Below are 21,612 nucleotides of genomic sequence, written 5' to 3' on the forward strand. Positions count from 1 at the left end.
GTTCCGGCTTCGCACACGGCGCCGACGCCCCCCAGATTCGGCAATCGCCCGGCACATGTACACGATTCGCCCGAAGTGAAAATGGACCTTTCCAAAACAAAGTGCGGGAACCGTAAGGCACCTTGGGAAACGCCGTACAAGATCTGCCGGTCGCCGCCGAATTCGGTGAAATATTCAGCACGCCCCGGGGCCGAGCGACCGACGACGTCGGGCCGTAGCGCCCGCGCGTGCGGAAGGCCGTCAGGAACGTGCCGGAGACGACGTCGTCGGCGACGGACGCGCCCAGACGGCTACGGGTGGTCGCCGAAACAGAGGCAGCCGCCGATCTGGGCCGCCACCTCCAATTGGTCGTAGAAGAGCCGGTGACTGAGGATCAGCCCGTCCTCCACCGTGGAGAAACTGCATGACCGCAGGAGGATGGGCCGCCCGGTCGCCTCGAGAACGTCCCCGCCGGGGAAGAGCAGCGGCCCCTTGTGCGTGCCGCTGATCGTGAACTCCGCCGCCACCGTGTCCCCGAACATGGTCACCGACTGCGGGGTGATCACCATGTTGGGGTACGCCTCCAGCCATTGGCTGTAGTAGGAGGCGATCTCCTCCCTGTTCTCGGCGATGCCGTCCGGGGCCACGAGAACGGCCCGCTCGTCGAAGCACTGCGCCAGGGCGTCGAGGTCATGGCGGTTGATGGCCTGTCTCAGCTTGTCCACGGCACGGAGCACTTCGGACATCGGACGTTCCCTTCCCCCGACGAGAGCGGCCGTATGGTGCGCCTGCGCCGCGGCCGGTGTGACGAAGCCGGACATCGGCGGCATTTTCACGATAGCCCAGCTCGCAAGCCGGGCCGTGTGAGCACGCGGGCACTCAGGACTCGTCGGCGGGGAGGGCGGCCATCTCGTGAGCGGGGGCCCGGCCGAGGCGGGCGAGGACCTGGTCGAAGCGGGAGGCCTCCGGCCCGGCGGGCAGGCTCGGCGCGAACGCGGCGCCGGGCCTGTCGCGGTAGTCGCCGTCCGGCACCGCCAGGGCGATCGGCCAGGCGGCCTCGGCCAGATCCGGGCCGGGATCATAGGAGAGCTCCAGCGTGCGGGCGACGTCCCACCCGTGGACCAGGTAGTCGATGAAATGGAAGCCGATGGCCTGCACGGCCGGGAACGGCGCGTCCACCCCTATCTCGGGCAGGACGAACGCGCGGTCGAGCACCCCCTCGGCCGCGAACGCGTCGACGACGCGCTCGGCCGCCACGGCGTAGGCCCGGACGGGGTCGGGGGCGCGCCGCTCCCGCCACGCGTCGAGGTCGGCCCCGCGGCCCTCCGCCGCGGCGGCGAAACCGAGGTGCTGGGCGGTCATGTGCGCGAGCAGGTCGGCAAGGGTCCAGCCCACGCATGGCGTCGGGTGCTCCAGGTCGCCCGGGCGCACCTCCGCCACCACGTCGACGCTCGCCTGCACGGCCCGGCGGTCCAGGTCCCGGATGTCCATGTCTCCTCCAATTAGTAAGTCTGCGCAGACGATATGTGCATGCTTATTGTTTGTCAAAGCCTAAGCTGTGGGGCATGTCCGACCGCCCCGATCTCGCCGCGATGACGGCTCCCCTGACCAGGGCGTTGGTGGCCGCGGAGACGCCGATCCTGCGGGAGCACGGCCTGTCGATGTGGGCGTACGTCGTGCTCCTCGGTCTGGACGACCGGCCGGTGCGCACGCAGGCCGCGCTGGCGGAGGCGATCGGCGCGGACAAGACGCGCATCATCCGCGTCCTGGACGACCTTCAGCACAGGGGCCTGATCGAGCGGAGCCCTGACCCGGCCGACCGCCGCGTCCGGCTCCTGTCCATCACCCCCGAGGGCCGCCTCGTACGGGACGCGGCCCAGGCGGGCATCCGCCGGATGGAGGAACGGCTGCTCGCCCGGCTGCCCGATGACGAAAGGGATACGTTCCTGCGGGCGCTGCGGGTCCTGTCGGCCCTGCCCGCGCAGGAGTTCCGGTAAATCCCGTTGATCCATGAGCGCACCGATCCGTATGGTGTGCGCCCATGTCTCTTCAGCTGACCCGTCTGGTCGACCCGCACACCGGTGCTTCGAGTCACCGTCTGGCCTGGCTGGCCTCCCGGCCCGACGGCGTCCCCGTGGGATCGGCGTACCTGCGCCTGTTCACCGCCGCGGGCGACGAGCATCTCGCCGAGCTCGAGCTGCACGTCCACCCTGCCGAGTGCCGCGCCGGGGTGGGGTCGCGCCTGCTCGCCGCGGCCCTGGCGGCGGCGCGCGAGGAGGGCCGGCGATGTGTCACCGCGGAGGCGAAGGCCGGCGGCCCCGCAGAGGCGTTCCTGGCCGCGCGGGGGTTCCGCCCGGCGCTGGGCCTGACGTTCACCCGCCTGGCACTGGCCGAGGTGGGCCCCGCCGTCCTCGCCGCGGCCCTCGCGGAGCCGCATCCGGGATACCGGCTGGTCGCTTGGGAGGGCGTCGTCCCGGACGAACTGGCCGAGACGTTCGCCGCGTCCCGCCGCGCCATGGACGACATGCCGATGGACGGCCTCGACCACAGGCCGGCTCCCTGGGACGTCGCCCGGGTCAGGGCCGTCGCCGAGGCGGTGGTGCGGCGCGGCGAGCTCCTGCACACCGTCGCGGCGGTCGAGGAGGCCGGCGGGACGATCGCGGGCTTCACCGAGCTGGTGGTTCCCGGTGACGGCACCGGCGATGGGCAGCACTACGGCACCGGCGTCCTTCCCGAACACCGCGGGCGCGGCCTCGGCCGCTGGATGAAGGCCGAGATGATACGGCTGGTCCGGGAACGCCACCCGGACCTCGCGGGGCTGCTCGCCGACACCGCCGACGGCAACACCTACATGCGCGGCATCAACGACGCCTTCGGGTATGTGCCGACGCACCGGACCGTGCGCTACCGGCTCGACCTCTAGCGACTCGTGAAACCACGCCCGAGCGGCGGGCCCAGCCGCAGCTGGAGAGCCGGGTAGCGGGGCGCGTCGAACCCGAAGGACTGATACAGCTCGATCCCGTACGACGTGGCGTTGAGGTCGATCGTCCGGACCTCGGTCTCGGTGCGATACCAGGCGAGCAGCGCGTCGAGACAGACGCGTGCGAGGCCGAGCCGGCGTCGGCGCCGGTCGGTGCAGATGTTGAAGACGTGGCCGTGCAGGCCGCCCGGGTTCGTCGGCCCCGGCGCGCGGGAGTCACAGGTGCCCGCCGCGCAGCTCACCACGCCGAGCTCCGGGTCGTCCACCACGAACACGGCGAAGTTGCTCGGATCGCCCAGCCGCCGGGTGAACCACGCCTCGGCCGCCGCCCGCCAGGGCGCGTTCTCGTCCCCGACGTCCGCCCCCATGTCCTCCAGCATCAGGGCGCGCAGGCGGACGAGGGCCGCGGCGTCCGCCGTTCCCGACCGGCGGACAGTGATCGGCGAGATCGTCATGGTCGCCATTGTGGCCGTGCCCGCGCGCCTGCGCGGCCCGGATCAGGCCGTGGCAGGTTCGTTCTCCGCGGCGGCCACGACGTCCCGCAGCCGGCCCATCGCGTGGTAGGTGCCGAAAACGTCCATGTAGTCGCGCGTCTCCACGATCTCGCCGTTCCGTACACGCAGAGTCAGCAGGCCGGTGGCCCGGAAGGGCCGGCCGTCCGGGCCGACGCTGCCGGTGCCCTCCCATTCACCGGTGACGACCTCGGGGTCGGCCGCCTCGTGGACGACGACGTCGTGGATCTCGGCGAGCCGTACGGGGCTCGCGCCCCACGTCGCTCGGTAGAGGGCGCGGATCTCCTCCCGGCCCTCCAGGCGGGCGGGGAACAGCGGTGCCCGGAACGGGAACGTGTGGACGGCGTCCGCGGCGTAGAGATCGGCGAGGTCGTCGGCCGACCTGTCGACCATCGCCCGGTGAAAGCGGGCCAGGACCTCGCGCGGGGTGAGTGTCATCCGTTCACTCCGATCATTCGGCGAGCGTTTCGCTCAACATTCGTTGACTCAACGACTGTAGAGCGAACGACCCGCACGGTCAACGCCGGTAGAGTCGTCGCATGGAGGGGACGCCGACGAGCCGGGCCGAGCGCCGGCGCCGCACCGAGGAGCGCATCCTGTCCGCCGCGCGGGCGATCTTCGCCGAGCGCGGCTTCCAGCGCACGACGATCCGGGCCGTGGCGGCGGCGGCGGAGGTCGACCCGGCCCTGGTCATGCAGTACTTCGGGTCGAAGCAGGACCTGTTCGAGCGGGCCGTGCGAATCCCGTCGATCCCGCCGCTGGACGGCGAGCTCGAGCCGGTCGAGGAACTGCTGGGCAGGATCGGCATGAAGATGGGACCGCTGCCACAGGCGACGCTGGCGATGATGCGCTCCATGCTCACCCACCCCGACGCCGCCGAGGAGGTGCGCGGCAAGCTCGACGGTCAGGTGGCGCAGCTGGCGGACGCGATCGGCTCCGACGAGGCCGAACTACGGGCGGCCCTGATGGTCAGCACGATGCTGGGCGTGACGATCGCCCACCAGCTGCTCGGCCTCACGGCCCTGCGCGACGCGTCGCCCGAACGGATCGCCGAGGCCCTGCGCCCGTCCCTGCGCGCCCTCGCCGACGGCTGAGCAGGCCCGTACGGCTACGCCTCGCGGGCGTCGAGGAGCTCCTCCCAGTGCTCCTCGGCCCACGCGCACATGGCGTCCAGCGGTTCGAGCAGGCTCCGGCCGAGCGGGGTCAGCGCGTACTCGACCCGCTGAACGGGCCCGGGGTGGGCCGTGCGCAGGACGAACCCGTCGCGTTCGAGCGTGCGCAGCGACTGGGTGAGCACCTTGGCCGAGATGCCGCGCAGAGGGACGCGCAGTTCGGAGAAGCGCCGCGGCCCCTGTTCCAGGCAGCGAACGATCATCCCGGACCACTTGTCTCCGAGCCTGATGGGCATCAGGCCGGACGGACAGAGCGGATCGAACATGTCCGGGTCGAGTGGTTCGGTCACGGCGACAACGCTAGGTCGTGTCGAGTGATCTATCCAGCCTGCCGCGCGACGGCGCCTCGATCGGCCCGCCCGCGTCGCCGATCCTCCGCGCGAGGGAAGAGCACTCCCCGGCCGGTGACCCGGAGGTAACCGCCCACCCGGATAGCGTCCGCTGCCAGACGGCCGGCCGCTGTGACCGGTCCGGACGGAGAGGGGTGCGCGTGAGCGCGATCGTGGTGTTCGGGGCGGGCGGCAGGGCGGGCCGCGCGGTGGTACGGGAGGCGCGCGAGCGCGGGCACACGGTGACGGCGGTGGTCCGCGATCCCGCGGCGTACGGCGGTCCGGAGGCGGACGACGTCGTCGCGGGCGACGTCACACACGCGGACGCGATCGCGCGGATCGCCGTGGGCCACGACGTGGCGGTCAACGCCGCCGCCGACCTGGCCGCTCCGCCGATGGAGTTCTTCCCCGCGGCGGCCCGTGCGCTGCTCGGGGGTCTGGAGCGGGCCGGTGTCCGGCGCCTGATCGCGGTCGGCCTGGCCACGGGCCTGCGGACCGCCTCGGGGACGCTGCTGCGGGACACACCGGGCTACCCCCAGGACTACCTCGAGTTCTACCTCGGCCACGAGGCGGGGACCGCCGTCCTGCGCGAGGCGGCCACTCCGGTGGACTGGCTGGTGATCAGCCCGTCCGGCGACTTCGACCACGAAGGGGGGCGCACCGGGCGGTACCGCCCGGCGCCGGGCGACGCCGGGAGCCGGATCTCCTACCCCGACCTCGCGGTGGCCGTGCTCGACGAGGCGGAGCGGCCCCGTCACCGGCGCGTTCACCTCGGTGTGGAGCAGGCGTGACCACACCACTGAGATTGGTGGGACGTATGTGATTAGAGCCGTCGGCCGGGGGCAGTGCGGCTTTCATGGTCATCTCGGCTTCCCCCGGCGCTCGGCGAAGCGAGCACGGGCTCTGTCCGGCCTGCGTGCGAGAGCTGTTCGACCGGGCCGGCCGCAGGTACATGTATCCGCTCGTCTGCTGCGACGACTGCCGGCCGCGCGCCGCGGCGGCGCCCTCCGCCGTCCTGTGCGCGGACTGCGGGCGAGAGTGCCGCGGGCCGGACGCCCGCCGGTCCGCGTCCGCCGCGACGGGCTGCACGGCCTGCGGTCCCGGCCTTCGCTGGAACGGGATCACGGGTGCGGACGCCCTGGCCGCGGCCGTCGCGGCGATCGGAACCGGGGGAGTGGCCGGCGTGCGCGACCTGTTCGCCGACCAGGTCGTCTGCGACGCCAGATCCGAGCAGGCGCTGGCCCGCATGGACGGCGCTTCCGGACGGGTCCGCGTGCTGGTCCGGAACGTCTCGATGGCCAGGGAGGTGGCGAATCTGACCGCTCCCGAAATCCGTGCGCTGGTCGAGCGGGCCGAGCCCGCCACGCTGGTGCGGCTGCGCGAGCCGATGCTTCCCCGGGCCGTACGGCGCGAGACGCCCGACGCCGACCTGTTCCTGCCCCGCACCCCGCTGCAGCATCTGCTCACCGCCCGCCTGGACGGCCCACTCGCGGTGTGGGACCGGTCGGGCGAGCGGGCCGACGAGTGGCCGTGCGACGGGACGCTCACCGTGACCGGGCTGGCCCGTGCGGAGCGCCAGAGCTGGACGGCCGGGTTGCCCGCCCGCCTGTCGTTGGGCGGGACCTCCTCGCCCTTCGTCCGCGAGGAGCCGGCCCCGGCGCCGGTCAGCGCCTCCTAGCCCGTCGCTCACACAGCCCTACGCACGCGGGGGGAGCGGGCTCCGCCCTGCGTACGTAGGGGGCGCGCTCCGCCCCATGTACGCGGGGAGCGGGCTCCGCCCGCCCCCCGCGCTGCGAGTGATTCGATCAGGCGTTGGCGCAGATGGCGTAGACGCTGATGCCGACGGTGCTGTAGCTGTTCTGCCGGCCGAGCGCGATCCATCCGGTGCCGTCCGGAGTGGGGAAGCTGCCTACGAGGACCGCGTCGTTGCCCTGCGCCTCGCCGCCGCCGCCCACGGCGCGCTTGCCCTGCGGGCAGTACACCGTGCGCCGGGTGAAGTTCGGCACGTTCGCGTTGGGCAGCGTCACGACCTGGTAGCCGTCAACGACGGCGCGGGACGTGGCCTGCGGGCCCGCGTCGGCCAGCGCGGCCGTGCCCGCGCCGGTGACCGTGAGCCCGGTGAGGACCAGCGCGCCCGTCGTGATTGCGTGAACAAATCGCACGTAAAAGCTCCGTTGCGTCGAAAATGACCGGATTTCGAACCGAGAATCGGGTGTGGATGGCGTCAACGCCGTCCCCGTCGGTTCCGTGGCCTCACCTACCCTTGATCGTCTGCCATCACACTTCGCAATGGGGTATTTACGCCTCGTAGTGAATGCGTCGACTTCGGCATGACACAAGGTCACGACCGTCCATGCGGGCCCGGCGTGGCGCAGGAGGGCTGCCGTTCGCCCGTGGGTACGTTCCTGCTCGGGAGGATCGCCATGAGAAAGATCGTCGCTGTCGCCGTGTTCGCTGCGATGACCATGCTCGGGACGGTCGCCTCGGTGGCCGCAGGGGCCGGCGGCCGCCCGGGAATCGGTCCGAGGGCGGGGATCGCGCAGGCGTCCGCGCCCAAAGGGGGCGTGGAGCGGCAGGAGGTGAGCCGGAAACAGTACGACATCCTCATCGGCCAGTGCCGCTACCTGAAGACGTCCGAGGCGCGGCATCGCTGCCGCGCGCAGGTGCGCGAGCAGTACACGGTGGGCGCCTTCAATCCGAACCTCGACTGCCGCACGTACTCCGGAGTCAGCGTCTGCGGAGTGCTCGAACTCACCGCCGCTCAGCGCTCCTGCGTCGAAGAGTCGGTGGGCGGCGGACTGACCCGGCGGCGGGCCGAGGTGGAGTGTTACGCCTTCCGCTGAGCCGTTTTCCGGCGGAATTTCCGGCCGAACACAATATTTTGGCCAAACCGCAACTTTCGGTGATCTACCCTGCGTGGGTGGACGCCAACAGTCAGGGTGCCGCCGAACTCCTGAGCGCGTTGATGCGCACCGCTGCGCGGTTCAGCGAGATGGGGCGGTCCGTTTCCCGCGACTTCTTCCCCCATGTCCGCGTGGAGCCCGTCTGCGACCTGGCCGGACCCGCCGTACGGCTCGGTGCCGCGCTCGCGCTGCCCGGGCACGACCTCGTGTTCGAGACCGCGGTCGCGGTCGGCGACGGGACGTTCGGCGTGCGGGGCGACCTCGTGCTGGACGGCGAGGAGGAGATCCTGGTCCTGCCGCCCGTCGAGACCGCCGATCCGCTCGCGTGCGCGGCCCTGCTGGACCGGTACGCCGACGAGCTGCTGACCCCGGCCCGCTGGCACGTCCAGCGGCTCATGGAGTCGTGCGAAGGCGACTCCTAGGCGTCGCGCGCCGGCGGACGCCCGGGGAGGAGAGCGGCGCCCCGAGAGGAGGACTCCCGCGGGATCACAGTGCCTCTCGCGGGATCACAGTGCCTCCCGCGGGATCACAGTGCCTGAAGCCCCTGGATCACCTCGCGGAGGAGGCGTTCTTCCGGCAGCTGGGCGACCGTGGCCGGCGGCCGCGCCGTGATCAGTCCCTGGTCGCGCAGGTCGCCCAGCAGGATGCGCACGACGTTCAGCGACAGGCCGAGCTCCGAGGCCAGGTCGGCCACGGAGGAGGGAACCCGGCACAGCTGCAGGATCCGCCAGTGCTCGGGAGCCAGCCCGGTGACCCCGCTGTACGCCGAGGGAGCCGTCCTGATGATGGTCATCAGGTCGAAGTCCGGACCGGTCGGGCGGGTACGGCCACGGGTGAGCGTGTAGGGACGCAGCAGCGGCCCGTCCTCGTGCTCGGTCACGAGTCCTCCTGAGCGCGTTGCCAGCCGGCCTGGAAGGAGGAGAATACATCGCTCCGTTCCTCCTTGAGCTGCGGGGCCAGGTTGGCCTGCCGCACCCGGCGGGGGAGGGAATCCTGGGCCTGGCCGCCGATCGGCGGGGTGAGGGCCAGGGCTGGGGGTGGGACCTCCGGCTGGGCGAGGCGCTCGACCACCGGTTCCCGGGTCTCGTTCTCCACCACGATCTCCTGCGGGAGCAGGAGCACGGCGCTCGTCCCGCCGTACGGCGAGGTGCGCAGGGAGACGCGGATGTTGTGCCGCCGTGCCAGCAGCCCGACGACGAACAGTCCCAGCCGGTCGCTGTCGGCCAGGTCGAACTCGGGCGGATCGGCGAGCCGCGCGTTGAGGTGCGACAGCTCTTCCGGGGGAACGCCGAGCCCGCGGTCCTCGACCTCGATCGCGAAGCCGCGGGCGACCATCTCCCCCCTGACCTGCACACGAGTGTGCGGCGGGGAGAAGACCGTGGCGTTCTCGATCAGCTCGGCGAGCAGGTGGACGACGTCGGTGACGCTGCTGCCCGCGAGCGAGACCCCGTGCGGCAGGTTGACGTCCACCCGCAGGTAGTCCTCCACCTCTTCGATGGCGGCGCGGGCCACGTCGTACAGCCGGACGGGGTTGCGCCAGCCCCGGCCGGGCACGGCGCCGGACAGGATGATCAGGCCCTCGGCGTGGCGGCGCATGCGGGTGGTGAGATGGTCGACGCCGAACAGCCGCTCGAGCAGATCGGGGTCGCTGATCTCCTTCTCCAGGCTGTCCAGCATGCCGAGCTGGCGTTGCAGCAGCGACTGGCTTCGCCGGGCCAGGTTGAGGAAGACCTTGTTGACGCCCTTGCGCAGCTCGGCCTGGCCGACGGCCGCCTCGATCGCGGTCTGCTGCACGGAGGTGAAGGCGCGGCCGACGTTCTCGATCTCGACGGTGCCGCTCGCCTGGGCCATCGGCGAAGTCTCGGCCGCCACGTCGACGTCCTCGCCGCGCCGCAGCCGCCGTACGAGATCGGGCAGGCGCCGCCCGGCCAGGTCGGCGGCGGCCCGGTGCAGGATGCTCAGCTCGTCGGCCACGGTCCGGGCGAACCGGACGGAGATGAACGCGGTCGCGAGCAGGGCCGCCAGGCCGAGCGCGCCGACGATGCCGATGTCCCAGAGCACGTCCTGGGCCAGCGGCACGGCGCGGGCGGCGGTGGCGTCGGCGGCCGCGTCGGTCGTCTCGGTGAGCTGACGGGTCAGGGCCTGGGCGGTCGTCGGCCAGGCGATCGCCTCCGGCGGGAGCGGCTGGCCCGGCCGCACTCTGGCGATCACGTCGTCCTCCAGGGAGACGAACGACGTGTAGACGGCGGAGGAGTTCAGCGTGCCGTACTGCTTGAGCAGGCCGGCGTCGAGCTGGCTGGTGCCGAGCTGGTAGAGCAGGCGCCGCTTGCCGACCATGCCGGAGAAGGCGTCCCGCTCGTCCTGCGTCATCCGCCCGGACGCCTGCGCGCCCAGCACGAGGGCGGACTGCTGGCTCACCAGCTCGCGGCTGCGGGTGATGAGGATGAGCGCCTTGGTCTGCTCGATGATGTCGATGTCCGGGGAGATCATCAGCCGGTCGTAGACCTGATGGGCGGCCTCGACGGCCGTGCTGTACTCCTCGATGGCGTCGAGCCGGGTGAGCCGCTGGTCGTCGATCTGGCCGCGCAGGACGTCGAGCCGGTCCAACTGCCGGCGCAGGTCCTGCACCCCGTCCCACATGGCCGGGGGCGTCTCGTCCCGGGCCTCCTCCGACAGGCGGGCCAGCAGGACAGCGGTGGCGTCCGTCTTGCGGCGCTGCGCCTGCAGGTCTGTACGCAATGAGCTGGTGCGCCAGGCGAGGTAGCTCACCGACACGAACCGCTCGCTCTGCAGCGCGTTGATGGCCTCACTGACGGGATAGACGATGTTGTCGTAGACCTTCTGGATACGCAGGAGCTGCTGCCCCTGCTCGATGGTCAGCTTGGCGGCGAACCCCCAGATCACCACCAGGGCGGTCACAGGCACCAGCAGGATCGCGAAAATCTTGAAGCGGATGGATCGTTTCCGACCAGCCATCAGACCTGCCCGTCGGTTACACATGTGTTAACAGTGGCGAAACCATAGCAATCCGTGAGCTGCGCCACCAGGGATCGTTCCTAACGACTTGGGCTACAGCCCCATATCGGGACAGTCTCGATGTTCCCGGAATAAAGTGCTTGCTGACTTGTGTCTGATTGTCAGACAATCCACCCATGAACTCCAGATCGGGTCCTCTCGCGGTGGTCGGGGCGGCCGTCCTGTGGGGGACCGCGGGCACCGTGGGCGCCCTGGCCACCGCGGGTTCCGTCTCGCTGGCGGCGGCCCGCCTCGTGCTCGGCGGGGCCTTGCTGGGCGCGCTGGCGCTGGTCGCGCATCGCCGGGGCCGCCGCACCGCCCGCGGGAACGGTCCCGCGCCCGGCAATGCCACGCGCTGGGCACTGGTCCTGGGCGCCGCCGCCGTCGCGGCCTACCAGCTGTGCTTCTTCGCCGCGGTCGGCAGGACGGGCGTGGCGATCGGCACCGTGGTGGCCATCGGCAGCGGCCCGGTCTTCACCGGGCTCCTGTCCTGGATCGTCGGGCACGAGCGGCCGAGCGGGCGCTGGGCGCTCGCCACGGCCGCCGCCGTCGCCGGGTGCACCGTGCTCGTGACCGGCGGGGGAGGGGGAGCCGGCGGCGCGGAGGCGGGCGGCGTCGCGCTCGCCCTCCTCGGCGGGCTCCTGTACGCCTTCTACGCGGTCGTGGCGGCCCGCGCCATCGGCGGGGGCATGGAATCGGGGATCGTCATGGGCGTTCTCTTCGGCGGCGCGGCCCTGCTCATGCTGCCGGTCCTCGCACTGACCGGACCGGCCTGGCTCGCGCGTCCGGGCGGTCTGCTGGCCGCGCTCTACCTCGGCTGCGCCACGACCGGTCTGGCCTATCTCCTGTACGGCCGGGGCCTGCGCACGACCCCGGTCGCCACGGCGGCCACGCTCGCGCTGGCCGAGCCCGCCGTCGCGGCCCTGCTGGGCGTCGTGGCGCTGCGCGAGCACCTGTCCCCCGTCTCCTGGGCGGGTCTGGTGCTGCTCGCCCTGGGACTGGTCGTGGTGGCGCTGCCCGCCAAGCCGATCATGCCGGAACCCGTCGTACCCGCCGCGGACCGGACGGCCGGCGCCGGGGAACGTCTGCCGATCGCGGCTCGTCGCGAGCCCGGGCCACGCGCGGCAGGGCATGAATCGTAGGTCGTGTCCCGCGCCCCGGCCCGGTCCTCAGCCCGGTCCGCCGCCCGGAACGGCACCGCGGCGGAGCTCCACCCCGCCGGTCGCCGCACTAGGCTCGGCCCCGTGACCACCCTGAGGCCCGTCTCCACCGTCGAGGCGCTCGCGGCCGCGCTGCGCGAGCGGGTGCTGTCCGGGGACATCGAGCCGGGGGCCGCGCTTCCCGAGCAGGAGCTGTCGGCCCGGTACGGTGTGGCCCGCCCCACCGTGCGGGAGGCGCTGGCCCTGCTCGTCCACGAGGGACTGCTGCGGCGTGAGCGCAACCGCAGCGCGTACGTCCCGGTGATCACCTCCGCCGACCTGGCCGACCTGATGTACGTGCGCAGGCCGCTGGAGGAACTGATGGCGCAGGCCGTCGCGGGGCGCCGGGTCACGGCGGCGGAGGAGGCGCTGAACCGGCTGGCCGGCCTGCCTCCGGGGGCGCCCTGGGCGGCCGTGGTGGCCGAGCACATGGCACTGCACGAGGCGCTCGTCGCCGCCGCCGGCAGCCCGCGACTGGAGCGCCTGTACGCCACGCTCGCGGCCGAGACGCGGCTCGGGCTGGTCCGGCTCAGGCACGCGTACGCCGATCCCCACGAGCTCGCGACGGAGCACGCCGCGCTGCTGCGCGTCATCGCCGAGGGACCGGCGGACGCGGCGGTCCACGCGGTGCGCGAACACCTGCGGTGGCGGCACGCCTGAGCCCGCGACGGCCGCCGTGCGGCCCGGGGACGCCGATCACCCCGCACGTGGCCTCCCACAGGCGGTCTCCCACGCGGGTTCTCTTGCACGCTGCCGCTTCAAGTCGTCACAATCGCGCCCATGCACGGCAACCCAGTGCCGGACACCTACGTGTACGTCACCGAAGAAGGCGTGACGCGTCACTACGCCGACGGCAGCGTCGAGGCCCTCGCTTGGGAGGACGTGGTCGAGGTCCGGGTCGGCGGCCAGAGCCACCGGGATCCGTCCGCCCAGCAGGAGGACGTCTTCATCGTCCTGCTCGACCGGGAGGGCGAGGGCTGTGTGGTCCCGCACTCGGCGACCGACGCGAGTTTCCTGGCCCGGCTGCGCTACCTGCCGGACTTCGACCTCGACCGGTTGAGCACGGCGGTCGCGAGCGCGCGTGCGGACTACGTCGTGGTGTGGCGCAGCCCGGAGCCGCCGTCCCCGTTACCCGACCTCGAATACGACTGAGCGCTGGCCCTACTCCCGGGTCCTCTTCCCGGGTGCCGTGCCGGGCCCTATTCCTGGGTGCCGTGCCGGGCCCTATTCCTGGATGCCGTGCCGGCCATGGCCGGCACGGAAGCGCTCCACGCCGGCGAGACGTCCCGCCTCCAGTGTGGCCAGGCCGTGCCGGAACTCGGCGGCCATCGCCTCCCCCTCCGCCGTTCCCTCCTGCTCCAGCACGGACATCCGGTCGCCGCGCAGGCACGCCTGCGGCAGCGCCGCCAGCCGGTGCGCCAGCTCCCTCGCCGCCTCAAGCGCCGTGCCCGGCGGCACCACCCGGGTCACCAGGCCCATCTCCAGCGCCTCCCGCGCCGGCACCGGCCGCCCGGTCAGGACGAGGTCCAGCGCGCGGCCGGTGCCGATCAGGCGCGGCAGGCGCACCGTGCCGCCGTCGATCAGCGGCACGCCCCACCGCCGGCAGAAGACGCCGAAGACCGCGTCCTCGGCGGCCACCCGCAGGTCGCACCACACGGCCAGTTCGAGCCCGCCGGCGACGGCGTGGCCCTCCACGGCCGCGATCACCGGCTTCGACAGGCGCATGCGGGTGGGCCCCATCGGGCCGTCGCCGTCGGGCTCCACCCGGTTGCCCCTGTCGGTGCCGACCGCGTGCAGGTCCGCGCCGGAGCAGAACGTGCCGCCCTCGCCCCACAGCACGGCGACCGCCGCGCTCTCGTCGGCGTCGAACGCGCGGAACGCCCCGGCCAGGGCGGCGGCGGTGGCCCCGTCGACGGCGTTGCGGACATCGGGGCGGGACAGGATCACGATCGTGACCGGGCCGTCCCGGTCCACGCGTACGGACATGACGCCGACTGTATTCCGGCCCGTGCCGAACGGCATGCACGCTCCGTGGACAGCGGCACCGCCTATACGAGGACGCAATGGGCGAAACACCCCATATCTAACCACCCACCGTGAATCGGCGATTTCGGCCGGGCGGGAATCGCCATATCTATGGCGTCAATATTCGGAAAGTCGCTAAAGATGGCATCATTGGACCGTTCCCGTCAAGTCATTTGGATAGTTCCAATGCGGCCGAATGTGGACAGACGATCGTCGTTCCTAACGGAAGAGGCGCTCTTTAATATCAGAGTCGGGTGCCAGGCCATGAAACCGTGTGCTCCGCGTCAACCTGTGTGACGGAACAGGCGTCAATTCTGCAAAGTCCGGCGACTGAGGAGTGTCTGTCAAATGCTTCCCGTCGCGAGCGCGGATCCGGGTGGACGCATCGCAAGGCCGAGGAGGAGGGCGGAGCGGAGCCTCCGTCCGGTGACGAGAACGCAGCGAGGCGCCGCCCGGGCCCCGCGCGGCAGGGCTTGGTTTGTCAGACGCGACCTAGGGGCGTGATTGATGGAGACGCGGTTGGGGCCGACCCAGACGCGAACTGTCCCCGCGGGTGTTGGGCAGCGGAAATACACCAGCATGGCGACGGCGGTCTACTTCAGGCTGCTCGTGGCCGGTGATCTGGCGTGCTCCGTTCTCGCGTTCGGCGCGGTCGAGGGGACTCGGCTCGCGCTGGGTGCGTTCATTCCCGTGGTTGATCTGATCTTCGGCGTCACCCTGACCGTCCTGTGGCCCGGCGTCATGAGCCTGGTCGGCAGCTACCGCAGGAGTGCGCACGGCGAGGGGACGGAGGAGTTCCGGGCCGTCGCGCAGGGCGGCTTCGGACTCGTGGCGACGGTCGCGATCGGGGCGTACGTCACGCAGACCACCGTGGCCAGAAGCTACGTCATGGCCATGGTGCCGCTCGCGACGTTCGTCACGCTGGTGTTCCGCCACCGGATGCGCAAGCGCCTGCACCGGTCCCGGTCCCGGGGCGAGTACATGCGCAGGGTCGTCGCGGTCGGGCACGGCGCGGCCGTTCTCGACCTGGTCATGCAGTTGCGGCGGCAGCCGTACCACGGGATGAGGGTCGTCGCGGCGTGCCTGCCGAACGCGCAGGACCGCAGCCAGCGGCTCGACGTCGACGACATCCCCGTGCTCGGGAACTTCGGCGAGGTGCCGGCGGTCGTCGACGAGGTGTCCGCCGACGCGGTGGCCGTACTGGCCTGCCCCGAGCTGGACGGCGCGGCGCTGCGCCGCCTCGCGTGGGGCATCGAGTCGAGGGGCGCCGAGCTGTTCGTCGCTCCGGCGCTCATGGACGTCGCGGGCCCCCGGGTGAGCGTGCGGCCGGTCGCCGGGATGCCCCTGCTCCACGTGCAGCACCCCGACCTCGACGGCACGGGCCAGCTCGTGAAGAGCGTGTTCGACAGGGTGGTCGCCGCGGTCGTGCTGGCGATCGCGGCGGTGCCGATGCTCGCGATCGCGGTCGCGATCCGCCTGACCAGCCCCGGGCCCGCGCTCTTCCGCCAGACCCGGGTCGGCCGGCACGGCCGCGAGTTCGAGGTGCTCAAGTTCAGGACGATGGTGGCGGACGCGGAGAAGCTGCGGCAGGTCCTCCTTGAGGAGAACGAATCGGACGGGGTGTTGTTCAAAATTAGGAACGATCCAAGGATCACCCGGGTGGGGACTGTCCTGCGCCGTTACTCGCTCGACGAGTTTCCCCAGCTCATCAACGTGCTGCGGGGTGAGATGTCCCTCGTCGGTCCGCGTCCGCCGCTGCCGGCCGAGGTCGAGCGGTACGGCGTGGACGTGCGCCGCCGCCTGGTCGTCAAACCGGGCATGACCGGCCTGTGGCAGGTCAGCGGCAGGTCCGACCTGTCCTGGGACGAGTCGGTCCGGCTCGACCTGCGCTATGTGGAGAACTGGTCGCTCATGCTCGACCTGCAGGTGCTGTGGAAGACGTGGTCGGCTGTCACCCGCGGCGACGGGGCGTACTGACGTGAAGGCCCTCGTCCTCGCAGGCGGCTCCGGAACCCGTCTGCGCCCCATCACGCACACGCAGGCCAAACAACTGGTGCCGGTGGCCAACAAGCCGGTGCTGTTCTACGGCCTGGAGTCGATCGCCGAGGCCGGCATCCGCGAGGTCGGCATCGTCGTCGGCGACACGCACGCCGAGATCGAAGCGGCGGTTGGCGACGGCTCCCGGTTCGGCCTGCAGGCCACCTATCTCCGCCAGGAGGCGCCGCTCGGGCTCGCGCACGCCGTGCTGATCGCCCGCGACTACCTCGGCGACGACGACTTCGTCATGTATCTGGGCGACAACTTCATCGTGGGCGGGATCGAGGGTCTGGTCGAGCGCTTCCGGGCGCGGCGGCCCAGTGCGCAGATCATGCTGACCCGGGTGTCCGACCCCCGGCAGTTCGGCGTCGCGGAACTCGACGCGAACGGCCGGGTCGTCGGTCTGGAGGAGAAGCCGCGTGAACCGAAGAGCGACCTCGCCCTGGTCGGCGTCTATCTGTTCACCCCGGCGATCCACGACGCGGTGGCGGAGCTCAAACCGTCCTGGCGGGGTGAGCTGGAGATCACCGACGCCATCCAGTGGCTCATCGACTCCGGCCACGATGTCGAGCCGTCGGTCATCTCGGGCTACTGGAAGGACACCGGGAACGTCGCCGACATGCTCGAGGTGAACCGCCTCGTGCTGGAGTCGTCGGAGCCCCGGATCGACGGGGACGTCGAGGACTGTGAAATCATCGGCCGGGTCGTGGTGGAGGCCGGCGCGTCCGTACGCCGCTCGCGCGTCGTCGGACCGGTGGTGATCGGCGCGGGGACCGTCATCAGCGGCTCGTACGTCGGCCCGTTCACCTCCATCGGCGCGGACTGCGTGGTGAGCGGGAGCGAGATCGAGTATTCGATCGTGTTGTCCCGCGCATCCATTCAAGGGGTGCGCCGGATCGAGGCCTCACTGATCGGGCATGACGTCGAGGTCACCCCGGCACCCGAGACCCCGAGGGCGCACCGCCTGGTGCTGGGAGACCACAGCAGGGTCCAGATCAGCTCCTGACCGTCGCCGGCTCCCGACCCTTGTGGTGGCCCCGGCCTCGTGCGTTCCTAACCCTGGCAGGAGAGGTCCTTCACGACGGAGGTCACGTTGTAGTCGTCGTCGATGGTGACCAGCCGGTTGCCCGTCCAGTTCGTGGTGGGGCAGTCGGAGTCGGAGGGGCCGTAGTCCCAGGATCTGTCGACGACGGCGTTGCCGCGGACGACGGCGCCGCGGGCGGCTCTGACCCTGATGGTGTAGGTGCCGCCGACGAGCAGGTTGTTCGTGACCTGGACGCCGGTGTTGGCGTCGACGAGGAAGACCGGTGCGGTGTGCTGGGGGGCGTAGCGCTGGTCGACGGTGTTGTGGTCGAAGATCAGGCCGTGGCCGGCGCCGACGGTCTGGATGCCGTCGGAGTGGTCGCCGGGGCGTGAGCAGAGCACGACGTAGGAGTCGCGGATGACGACGTCGTCGCCCGAGACGCTGAAGCCGTCGCTGTGGTTGCGGACGTGGACGCGGGTGGCGGTGAACTGGGCGCTCCAGATGCCGACGCTCTGGTTGCAGCCGTGTTCGGGGCCGACGGTGGAGTCACTGATCGTGAAGGGGTAGATCTTGCCGTCGTAGTCGTTTTTCACGTCGCCGTCGATGAGGCTGTTCTTCACCGTGACGTTCCTGGCGGTGATCAGGAGTGTGCCGGGGACGTGCACGCCGTCCAGCACCGTCCCGTCCTGCGTCACCCGATAAGCACCGTGGAAATCGGCCGGGAGCGTCTTCAGCTGCCTGCCCTTGGGCACGCCCGTACACGCCGGAGTGGGGTAACCCGAGCACGCCGTGCCGCCCGTGCCCGGGGCGCCAGTGGTCTGGGGCGCGGTGGTCTGGGGCGCGGTGGTCTGGGGCGCCGTGGTCTGAGGGGCCGTGGTCTGGGGCGCCGTGGTCCGGGACCGGGTCGGCGTGGGATGCGCCGGGCTCTCCGTGACCGTCGGCGCAGGGGAGGGGCTCTGTCCCGTCTCGCCGGGCGTGGGGGTCTGGGGCCGCCGCGTGAGCGTGGGCCCGAGTGTGGGAACCTCCACGGCGGGACTGACCTCCGGGGTCGCCGCCCGGGACGGCGACGGAGTGCGCGCCGGTTCCGTGGCCGGCACGGGAGACCGGGTGACAGCCGGCGAGGAGGGCGGCGTCGGCCGGGAGGGTGGTGTCGGCCGGGGCCGCCACCACCAGCGGTAGATCGGGTCCACGAAGTAGTGGAAGTTCCGCGGGTTCGAGTGGTGGGGGAACGCGCCGTCGCCGTACTGGTACACGCCGGTCCCCTTCGGCACGGCGGTCAGCGGGCCCGAGCGCGGCGCTCTGCCGTCACGCAGGGGCCTGGCCACGTACGTGCCGTGCTCGCTGTGATAGGAGACCGTGTACGTCTCGCGGGCCCGGACCCGGACGGGGGCGTCGAAACGCACCTCCTGCCATCCGCTCGGGGTCTCCCGGGCGAAGGTGGCGGTGGCGAGCCTCCTGCCGTCGGCGTCCCAGAGGCTGCCGACGTGCCGGCCTTTCTCGCCCGTCGCCTTGTAGAAGCGGACGCCGGCGATCCAGCCGTCCTCCGCCACAGTGAACCGGGAGCCGAGTTCCACCGGCGTACGGTCGGCGTGCACGGGCACCGCCAGCTTCGTCGCCGGCGTCCAGAAGCTGACCTCACGGAGCTTGGGCGTCGCCACGGGCGTGGTGGTCGCCGCCGCGGGCGGCGGCGCCTGTGTCCTCCCGTCTCGCGTGATGATCCAGACAGCGGGGACGGCCGCCACGACCAGCAGGAGGGGCATCGCCACGGTCACCCCGACGCGGCGGCCCCGGCGTGGGCGGCCTTCTCTTTCGCTGTGGCCCCTGACCGAATGGACCATGGCCGAACTCCGTCCCTGGGTGGTGATCGTGTATTCGCCCGGTTTGATGGTTCTATGGGTACTAGCGCGGGGATATTGTTACCGGAGTGGTAACAGGGTCGCATCGGTTTTGCCGACTTTTATCCGCAGAACTTCGAAGTGGGTGTTGATCGTCTCGTGAAACTCCTCGTTACCGGCGGTGCCGGCTTTATCGGTTCGCATTATGTTCGCACCGTAATCGCCGGCGGCTACCCGGCCTTCCAGGGGGCGTCCGTCACCGTCCTGGACAACCTCACCTACGCGGGCAACCTGGCCAATCTCGCACCCGTCGAGGGGCGCTACACGTTCGTCAAGGGTGACGTGTGCGACGGCGCGCTGCTGGCCGACGTTGTCCCCGGCCATGACGTCGTGATCCACTTCGCGGCCGAGTCGCACGTGGATCGCTCCATCGAGGGGGCGGCGGACTTCGTCAGGACGAACGTGCTCGGCACGCAGACGCTCATGGAGACGTGCCTGGCGGCCGGCGTCCGGCGCGTGGTGCACGTCTCGACGGACGAGGTGTACGGCTCGATCGAGACCGGCTCCTGGGACGAGGACGCTCCACTGGCGCCTCGCTCGCCGTACGCGGCGTCGAAGGCGGGCGGCGACCTGATCGCCCGCGCCTACGCGATCACCCACGGGTTGCCCGTGTCGATCACCAGGTGCGGCAACAACTACGGCCCCTACCAATACCCGGAAAAAGTCATCCCGCTGTTCGTCACGACCCTGATCGAGGGGGGCTCCGTCCCGCTGTACGGCGACGGCGGCAACGTACGCGACTGGATCCACGTGTCGGACCACTGCCGCGGGATCCAGCGCGTGGCCGAGATCGGCGGGCCCGGTGAGATCTACCACATAGCCGGCACGGCGGAGCTGACCAATCTCGAGCTGACCATGCGTCTTCTGGAGGCCCTCGGTCTGCCCGCGGACCGGATCCGCAGGGTGCCGGACCGCAAGGGTCATGATCGCCGTTACTCCCTGGACGACGGCAAACTGCGGAGCCTCGGCTACGCGCCGCAAGTGGGCTTCGAGGAGGGCCTGGCGGCGACCGTCGAGTGGTACAAGGACAATCCCTCGTGGTGGAAGCCGTTGCGCGGGGAACACCGGCCGGCCTGATCTGGAGGAACCATGAGATGGCTGGTGACGGGCGCGGGCGGATTGCTGGGCACGGATCTGGTCGCGCTGCTGCGGGAGGAGGGCGAGACGGTCGTCGCGCCGACGCGGTCCGAGCTCGACGTGCGGGACGCGGGGGCGGTGGCCGCCGCCGTGCGTGACGCCGCCCCCGACGTGGTCGTCAACTGTGCGGGCTGGACGGCCGTCGACGACGCGGAGACGCGTGAGGAGGAGGCCCTCGCGGTGAACGGTCACGCGGTCGGCGATCTGGCCGCGGCATGCCGGGAGCGGCTCGTGCAGCTGTCCACGGACTACGTCTTCGACGGCAGGGCGGCCGAGCCGTATCCCGAGGACGCGGAACCGGCGCCGGTGTCCGCCTACGGGCGCACCAAGCTCGCCGGGGAACGCGCGGCGCTCGCCCACGGCGGAACGGTCGTGCGGACGGCGTGGCTCTACGGGATAGGCGGCCCGAACTTCGTCAGGACGATGACGAGGCTCGCGGCCGGCGACGGCGCCGTCCGGGTCGTGGCGGACCAGGTCGGCCAGCCCACCTGGACCGCCGACCTGGCCGCGCAGCTGTTCCGCCTGGTGACGGCGGGCGCTCCGCCGGGCGTCTACCACGCGACCAGCAGCGGCAGCACGAGCTGGTACGGCCTGGCACGGGAGGTCTTCGAGCTGGCCGGAGCGGACCCGGACCGTGTCACGCCCGTCACCACGGCCGAATTTCCCAGACCGGCGCCGCGGCCGGCCAGCAGCGTCCTCGGCCACGGCGGATGGACGGCCACCGGCATTTCCCCCATCAGAGACTGGCGGGCCGCCCTGCGCGCGGCCTGGCCCTATCTCAGCGAGGCGTAGAACGCCTGACACTCCGAGTGGACGGGAAGAGCCCCGGCCTCCAGCAGCTCCTTCACCGACGGCTGGGCGGCGTCCCGCTCCGAAAGGATGGGAGCGTCCTCCACCCGCCAGTCGACGCCGATCGAGGGGTCGAAAGCGTGGACCCCGTGCTCACGGGAGGGCGTGTACGGCGTCGAGCACAGATATGTCACCGTGGCCCGTTCACTGAGCACGAGAAAACCGTGTCCGAGCCCCTCCGCGATAAACAGGCCGCGCCGCGATTTCTCGTCCAGGCGCACGCTTTCCCACCGCAGAAAGGTGGGCGAGCCCACACGCAGGTCGACGACCACATCGAGGATCGCGCCGGAAACGCACGTCACGTACTTCGCCTGGCCGGGCGGGACATCGGCGAAGTGGATGCCGCGCAGCACTCCCTTCGTGGAAACGGAGCAGTTCATCTGTGCCAGTTCCATCCGATGACCGGTTGCCGCGTTCAAATCGGCCATCCGAAAAGCCTCGAAGAACGAACCGCGCGCATCGGCATGGATCTGCGGTGTGTGCAGCCAAACGCCCGAAATGCTGAGGGGATCCATGAGGGAAGCCTGCCACGTGATGGACGCCTTGTAACGCAGGA

The 21,612-nt window shown here is 71.3% G+C and carries 25 protein-coding genes; 14 read left to right on the forward strand and 11 right to left on the reverse strand.

Annotated elements, in window-relative coordinates; translation table 11 throughout:
- Positions 1–290: 290 nt before the first annotated feature.
- Positions 291–725 carry a nuclear transport factor 2 family protein gene (locus ACQPZZ_RS03910; RefSeq protein WP_432929005.1) on the reverse strand — a complete coding sequence of 145 codons (435 nt, stop codon included), beginning with the start codon at positions 723–725 and terminating at the stop codon, positions 291–293.
- A gap of 133 nt (positions 726–858) precedes the next feature.
- Entirely contained in the window at positions 859–1,470 is a 612-nt protein-coding gene (locus ACQPZZ_RS03915; protein ID WP_432929007.1) for a TIGR03086 family metal-binding protein, read from the reverse strand.
- A 74-nt stretch (positions 1,471–1,544) separates the two neighbouring features.
- Between ACQPZZ_RS03915 and ACQPZZ_RS03920 the strand changes: the two genes are divergently transcribed.
- Both ACQPZZ_RS03920 and ACQPZZ_RS03925 read left to right on the forward strand, forming a co-directional pair.
- Positions 1,545–1,976 carry a MarR family winged helix-turn-helix transcriptional regulator gene (locus ACQPZZ_RS03920; RefSeq protein ID WP_432929009.1) on the forward strand — a complete coding sequence of 144 codons (432 nt, stop codon included), beginning with the start codon at positions 1,545–1,547 and terminating at the stop codon, positions 1,974–1,976.
- Between the two features lie 44 nt (positions 1,977–2,020).
- Positions 2,021–2,902: a GNAT family N-acetyltransferase gene (locus ACQPZZ_RS03925; RefSeq protein WP_432929011.1), complete on the forward strand. Its 882-nt coding sequence runs from the start codon at positions 2,021–2,023 to the stop codon at positions 2,900–2,902.
- Here the strand turns inward: ACQPZZ_RS03925 and ACQPZZ_RS03930 are convergent.
- Positions 2,899–3,414: a GNAT family N-acetyltransferase gene (locus tag ACQPZZ_RS03930; RefSeq protein WP_432929013.1), complete on the reverse strand. Its 516-nt coding sequence runs from the start codon at positions 3,412–3,414 to the stop codon at positions 2,899–2,901. The two genes, ACQPZZ_RS03925 and ACQPZZ_RS03930, sit on opposite strands and share 4 nt — an antisense overlap.
- Positions 3,415–3,456: 42 nt before the next feature.
- Positions 3,457–3,909 carry a nuclear transport factor 2 family protein gene (locus ACQPZZ_RS03935; RefSeq protein ID WP_432929015.1) on the reverse strand — a complete coding sequence of 151 codons (453 nt, stop codon included), beginning with the start codon at positions 3,907–3,909 and terminating at the stop codon, positions 3,457–3,459.
- 101 nt (positions 3,910–4,010) lie between these two features.
- On the opposite strand from ACQPZZ_RS03935, the gene ACQPZZ_RS03940 reads away from it, so the two are divergent.
- A complete protein-coding gene (locus ACQPZZ_RS03940) occupies positions 4,011–4,565 on the forward strand; it encodes a TetR/AcrR family transcriptional regulator (protein ID WP_363634552.1) in 555 nt (184 codons plus the stop codon).
- 14 nt (positions 4,566–4,579) lie between these two features.
- On the opposite strand, the gene ACQPZZ_RS03945 is transcribed toward ACQPZZ_RS03940, so the two are convergent.
- A complete protein-coding gene (locus ACQPZZ_RS03945; protein ID WP_363634550.1) occupies positions 4,580–4,933 on the reverse strand; it encodes a winged helix-turn-helix transcriptional regulator in 354 nt (117 codons plus the stop codon).
- 200 nt (positions 4,934–5,133) lie between these two features.
- Here ACQPZZ_RS03945 and ACQPZZ_RS03950 point away from each other — a divergent pair, with 200 nt between their 5' ends.
- Positions 5,134–5,763, forward strand: coding sequence for an NAD(P)-dependent oxidoreductase (locus tag ACQPZZ_RS03950; RefSeq protein WP_432929018.1), 630 nt, complete (start codon positions 5,134–5,136; stop codon positions 5,761–5,763).
- Between the two features lie 65 nt (positions 5,764–5,828).
- Entirely contained in the window at positions 5,829–6,650 is an 822-nt protein-coding gene (locus ACQPZZ_RS03955; protein ID WP_432929020.1) for a hypothetical protein, read from the forward strand.
- A 127-nt stretch (positions 6,651–6,777) separates the two neighbouring features.
- Here the strand turns inward: ACQPZZ_RS03955 and ACQPZZ_RS03960 are convergent, their stop codons facing one another.
- The gene (locus ACQPZZ_RS03960) at positions 6,778–7,134 is read right to left on the reverse strand and encodes a hypothetical protein (protein WP_432929022.1); all 357 of its coding nucleotides are present in this window, start codon (positions 7,132–7,134) and stop codon (positions 6,778–6,780) included.
- 261 nt (positions 7,135–7,395) lie between these two features.
- Here ACQPZZ_RS03960 and ACQPZZ_RS03965 point away from each other — a divergent pair, with 261 nt between their 5' ends.
- Positions 7,396–7,815 (forward strand): hypothetical protein, encoded by a 420-nt coding sequence (locus ACQPZZ_RS03965; protein WP_432929024.1) that lies wholly within the window; start codon positions 7,396–7,398, stop codon positions 7,813–7,815.
- A 77-nt stretch (positions 7,816–7,892) separates the two neighbouring features.
- Complete coding sequence (locus ACQPZZ_RS03970) at positions 7,893–8,297, forward strand: hypothetical protein (RefSeq protein ID WP_432929026.1); 405 nt, start codon at positions 7,893–7,895, stop codon at positions 8,295–8,297.
- Between the two features lie 104 nt (positions 8,298–8,401).
- Here ACQPZZ_RS03970 and ACQPZZ_RS03975 read toward each other — a convergent pair whose 3' ends face one another.
- Both ACQPZZ_RS03975 and ACQPZZ_RS03980 read right to left on the reverse strand, forming a co-directional pair.
- Positions 8,402–8,755 carry a DUF742 domain-containing protein gene (locus ACQPZZ_RS03975; RefSeq protein ID WP_432929028.1) on the reverse strand — a complete coding sequence of 118 codons (354 nt, stop codon included), beginning with the start codon at positions 8,753–8,755 and terminating at the stop codon, positions 8,402–8,404.
- On the reverse strand, positions 8,752–10,851 hold the full coding sequence (locus ACQPZZ_RS03980) for a sensor histidine kinase (RefSeq protein WP_432929030.1): 2,100 nt from the start codon (positions 10,849–10,851) through the stop codon (positions 8,752–8,754). Before ACQPZZ_RS03980 ends, ACQPZZ_RS03975 begins: the two co-directional genes overlap by 4 nt.
- A gap of 176 nt (positions 10,852–11,027) precedes the next feature.
- On the opposite strand from ACQPZZ_RS03980, the gene ACQPZZ_RS03985 reads away from it, so the two are divergent.
- The 3 genes from ACQPZZ_RS03985 to ACQPZZ_RS03995 all read left to right on the forward strand — a co-directional run bounded on the left by ACQPZZ_RS03985 (position 11,028) and on the right by ACQPZZ_RS03995 (position 13,241).
- The gene (locus ACQPZZ_RS03985) at positions 11,028–12,032 is read left to right on the forward strand and encodes a DMT family transporter (protein WP_432929032.1); all 1,005 of its coding nucleotides are present in this window, start codon (positions 11,028–11,030) and stop codon (positions 12,030–12,032) included.
- Positions 12,033–12,134: 102 nt separating this feature from the next.
- Positions 12,135–12,749, forward strand: coding sequence for a GntR family transcriptional regulator (locus ACQPZZ_RS03990; RefSeq protein ID WP_432929034.1), 615 nt, complete (start codon positions 12,135–12,137; stop codon positions 12,747–12,749).
- A gap of 120 nt (positions 12,750–12,869) precedes the next feature.
- The gene (locus tag ACQPZZ_RS03995) at positions 12,870–13,241 is read left to right on the forward strand and encodes a hypothetical protein (protein WP_363634528.1); all 372 of its coding nucleotides are present in this window, start codon (positions 12,870–12,872) and stop codon (positions 13,239–13,241) included.
- A 72-nt stretch (positions 13,242–13,313) separates the two neighbouring features.
- On the opposite strand, the gene ACQPZZ_RS04000 is transcribed toward ACQPZZ_RS03995, so the two are convergent.
- A complete protein-coding gene (locus tag ACQPZZ_RS04000) occupies positions 13,314–14,075 on the reverse strand; it encodes a crotonase/enoyl-CoA hydratase family protein (RefSeq protein ID WP_432929037.1) in 762 nt (253 codons plus the stop codon).
- Between the two features lie 618 nt (positions 14,076–14,693).
- Here ACQPZZ_RS04000 and ACQPZZ_RS04005 point away from each other — a divergent pair.
- Both ACQPZZ_RS04005 and ACQPZZ_RS04010 read left to right on the forward strand, forming a co-directional pair.
- On the forward strand, positions 14,694–16,091 hold the full coding sequence (locus tag ACQPZZ_RS04005) for a sugar transferase (protein ID WP_432929039.1): 1,398 nt from the start codon (positions 14,694–14,696) through the stop codon (positions 16,089–16,091).
- A 1-nt stretch (position 16,092) separates the two neighbouring features.
- Positions 16,093–17,157 carry a glucose-1-phosphate thymidylyltransferase gene (locus ACQPZZ_RS04010; protein WP_432929041.1) on the forward strand — a complete coding sequence of 355 codons (1,065 nt, stop codon included), beginning with the start codon at positions 16,093–16,095 and terminating at the stop codon, positions 17,155–17,157.
- Positions 17,158–17,204: 47 nt separating this feature from the next.
- Here ACQPZZ_RS04010 and ACQPZZ_RS04015 read toward each other — a convergent pair whose 3' ends face one another.
- Complete coding sequence (locus ACQPZZ_RS04015) at positions 17,205–18,935, reverse strand: DUF4082 domain-containing protein (protein WP_432934278.1); 1,731 nt, start codon at positions 18,933–18,935, stop codon at positions 17,205–17,207.
- 234 nt (positions 18,936–19,169) lie between these two features.
- On the opposite strand from ACQPZZ_RS04015, the gene rfbB reads away from it, so the two are divergent.
- Together rfbB and rfbD are read left to right on the forward strand one after the other, a co-directional pair.
- The gene (gene rfbB / locus ACQPZZ_RS04020) at positions 19,170–20,147 is read left to right on the forward strand and encodes a dTDP-glucose 4,6-dehydratase (protein ID WP_432929043.1); all 978 of its coding nucleotides are present in this window, start codon (positions 19,170–19,172) and stop codon (positions 20,145–20,147) included.
- Between the two features lie 12 nt (positions 20,148–20,159).
- Positions 20,160–20,999: a dTDP-4-dehydrorhamnose reductase gene (gene rfbD, locus ACQPZZ_RS04025; protein WP_432929045.1), complete on the forward strand. Its 840-nt coding sequence runs from the start codon at positions 20,160–20,162 to the stop codon at positions 20,997–20,999.
- Here rfbD and rfbC read toward each other — a convergent pair.
- Positions 20,981–21,571, reverse strand: coding sequence for a dTDP-4-dehydrorhamnose 3,5-epimerase (gene rfbC / locus ACQPZZ_RS04030; RefSeq protein WP_432929047.1), 591 nt, complete (start codon positions 21,569–21,571; stop codon positions 20,981–20,983). The genes rfbD and rfbC overlap by 19 nt on opposite strands.
- Positions 21,572–21,612 lie beyond the last annotated feature (41 nt).

The sequence above is a fragment of the Microbispora sp. CA-135349 genome, from assembly GCF_050947365.1.
In the GTDB taxonomy this organism is placed as follows: Bacteria; Actinomycetota; Actinomycetes; order Streptosporangiales; family Streptosporangiaceae; genus Microbispora.